This window comes from Novosphingobium aquae (genome assembly GCF_037572715.1).
In the GTDB taxonomy this organism is placed as follows: Bacteria; Pseudomonadota; Alphaproteobacteria; order Sphingomonadales; family Sphingomonadaceae; genus Novosphingobium; species Novosphingobium aquae.
In genome coordinates this window covers 1-2366 of the sequence record NZ_JBBHJY010000021.1, presented here as the reverse complement: position 1 = coordinate 2366, position 2366 = coordinate 1, and the positions used below count along the sequence as shown (strand labels likewise).

Below are 2366 nucleotides of genomic sequence, written 5' to 3'. Positions count from 1 at the left end.
AGCAAGGTTCACGTCACCGATGACGTCAGCGTTAGGATCACTCACGCTTGATGTGATCGAGACACCGGCCTGCTTCTGGTCAGAAGACGACACGATGTTGCCATTGGCCGAGAGCGAGGGCGCGACGCTCTGGGCGCTTGCTGGAATACCACTTGCCATGACGCAGGCCGCAAGTGCGGAGCCCAGCAGGTAGTGGCTACGCCGCGTGAAGATATTGGATTGGTACATGGTTCAAACTCCTTGGGTCTTGGGGGGAAAATGAATTTATCGGGTCACGTCACTGACCTGTTGGACGGCGGCGCTTGGCTATCTTAGGATCGGGCGGATTGCGGACCTGAAGTGAGCTTGAGGTTCGTTGGGCTTCACCCATCCACCTGGCCTTGCTCAGGCATTCGCCCGGATCGATCCCGATCGCGGTGCCAGCGAGGCGCAGGACACCCTCCTCGAGTGCGGTGCGAATGCCGAGCTGCAGCGGCTCCTGGCCTTTCGCGCCGAGACCGATGTCGAAAAGGTCGGAGCCGAAGAAGCGAAAGACGCCAAGCCCGGACTCGTAGCCGGTAAACTGCTTGGTCAGGCTGATCGTGCGCACGACCAGCAGCGAGCGCGTGTCGACCAGGCGCAGGTCGACAGCGACGGACTGGGTGTAGGTCCGGTGCTTCGGGCCGGCCGAATTGACCCGGGCTTCGACGCCGCCCGAGCGGATGTCGTAGTTGACCTCGGTAATGCCGCCGACGATGTAGAAGTCGGACGCGGTGATGCTGCCGCCGTAGTAGGGGAGCCACGGCACCGGCGCTGCGGGACCGGTCCCGGCAAGGACGTGCTGCTTTCCGTCGCCCAGTTGGCGCCGCTCGGAATAGCCCAGCTCCCGCTCGCCGATGGTTGGATCGAAGCGCTCTGCGATCCGAACCGCCCCGCCGAGCTTGCCGAGCGCGGAGGCGACCATGAGCGCCCCGCCTTGCGTGACGGCATTGCCTTCGCCGACGGAAAACTTGCCGGTGAAGTCGCGCACGTCGCCAACCGCTATGACTGGCACCCGGGCGTGGCTGCCTGAGGCTCGCTCGGCGAGACAGGCCAAGGCAGGGTCCATCGGTGTGCGGTTGTCGCGAACCGGCGGACCGACGAGGATCTTTGCTTCGCCGGTTGCAAGGCGGATACCGCCCGGCAGCGAACAGCCTGAGATGGTAAGACAGAGCAGCGGCAGGGCCTGAAGGATTGCCTTGTGCCTGCCGCTTCCTGCCGGCATTGCGGCCGTGACGGCCCGCATCAGTTGAGCACTCCGAAGGTGCACGCAGTCGAGCCCGTTACCCCGGCCGACTGCGTCCCGCCATTGGACTGCGATGAATTGAGGGCCTGGGGGGCGCTGCTGCCATTGATCGCGGTTTGAGTACCGCCATTGACGCCTGACGTCACCGCGCCGCTATTGCTCTGTGCAGTGCTGGTTCGCCCGGTATTGTCACCATCGAAGCCGGTGTCGCTGGCATTGGCCTGGGAGGTGGCGCTTGCCCCTGCCACTGTCGGAGAATTGGCAAGTGCCGTCTGGCTTCCCGAATTGCCCAGAGCGCTTGCGCTGACCCCGCAATTGAACTGGCGGGCGACATTGGTCGTGAAGGAGGGCGCGGAATAGCCGCCGACGCGCTTGCGCTCCATGACTTCGAGCGCTGCGGCCGCATTGGCGAGATCGGCACCGGAACGGAACTGCCAGGCTCCGTTCTCGCCGAGATTATTGGCCTGGGCCGGCGCGGCGGAAAGAAGGACTGCGGCGGCGGCAGTCAGGATCTTCGTGTTCATCGAGGCTTGTCCCCTTGAGCCGGCGACGTGCCGGGCTTTCAGGGGACGGATAAGAGACACACGGATTAGGGAGCGGCAACAGGCCTTTGCGCCGCGGAAACTGCGGCGTACCTTGACAGATCATGGCGCAAAATCGGCGGGGATCGATTTCCTGGTCAGAGTCGTTTGCTGGAAACGGGATGGGCTTTGGACTGGACCATCCCGAGTTCTTCATTTGAATTGGGGGCAGTAGTGATCTGCCCCGAAGGGCCTGCCTTCCTGCCGCCGGCTTGGCGGCAGGAAGGCAGCATGGGGCGGGCTTCAGCCGTTCAGGCGGTCCTTGACGGCCTTGGCGGCCGCAAAGCCAAGCTTTTTCGAAGCGGCAATGGTCATGGCTGCGCCGGTTGCAGGATTGCGGCCTTCGCGGGCCGGGCTATCCTTGACCTTGAACTTGCCGAAACCGTTGATCGATACTTCGTCGCCCTTTGCGGCTGCGTCGGTGATCGCGGCGAAGACGCCGTCGACGGCCTTGCGCGCATCAGCCTTCGACAGGCCAGCTGCTTCGGCAACACGATCGGCAATGTCATTGGTGTTCATGG

General features: G+C 63.7%; 4 protein-coding genes. All 4 read right to left on the bottom strand.

Translation table 11 applies throughout. The features are described 5' to 3' along the window. A partial coding sequence (locus WG900_RS20060; protein WP_339970144.1) for a hypothetical protein occupies positions 1–228 on the bottom strand: 228 nt, incomplete at its 3' end. A 49-nt stretch (positions 229–277) separates the two neighbouring features. Continuing rightward, positions 278–1264 carry a CsgG/HfaB family protein gene (locus WG900_RS20055; protein ID WP_339970142.1) on the bottom strand — a complete coding sequence of 329 codons (987 nt, stop codon included), beginning with the start codon at positions 1262–1264 and terminating at the stop codon, positions 278–280. Beyond that, complete coding sequence (locus WG900_RS20050; protein ID WP_339970140.1) at positions 1264–1788, bottom strand: hypothetical protein; 525 nt, start codon at positions 1786–1788, stop codon at positions 1264–1266. Before WG900_RS20050 ends, WG900_RS20055 begins: the two co-directional genes overlap by 1 nt. A gap of 300 nt (positions 1789–2088) precedes the next feature. After that, positions 2089–2364 (bottom strand): HU family DNA-binding protein, encoded by a 276-nt coding sequence (locus tag WG900_RS20045; RefSeq protein WP_339970138.1) that lies wholly within the window; start codon positions 2362–2364, stop codon positions 2089–2091. Between the last annotated feature and the right edge of the window lie 2 nt (positions 2365–2366).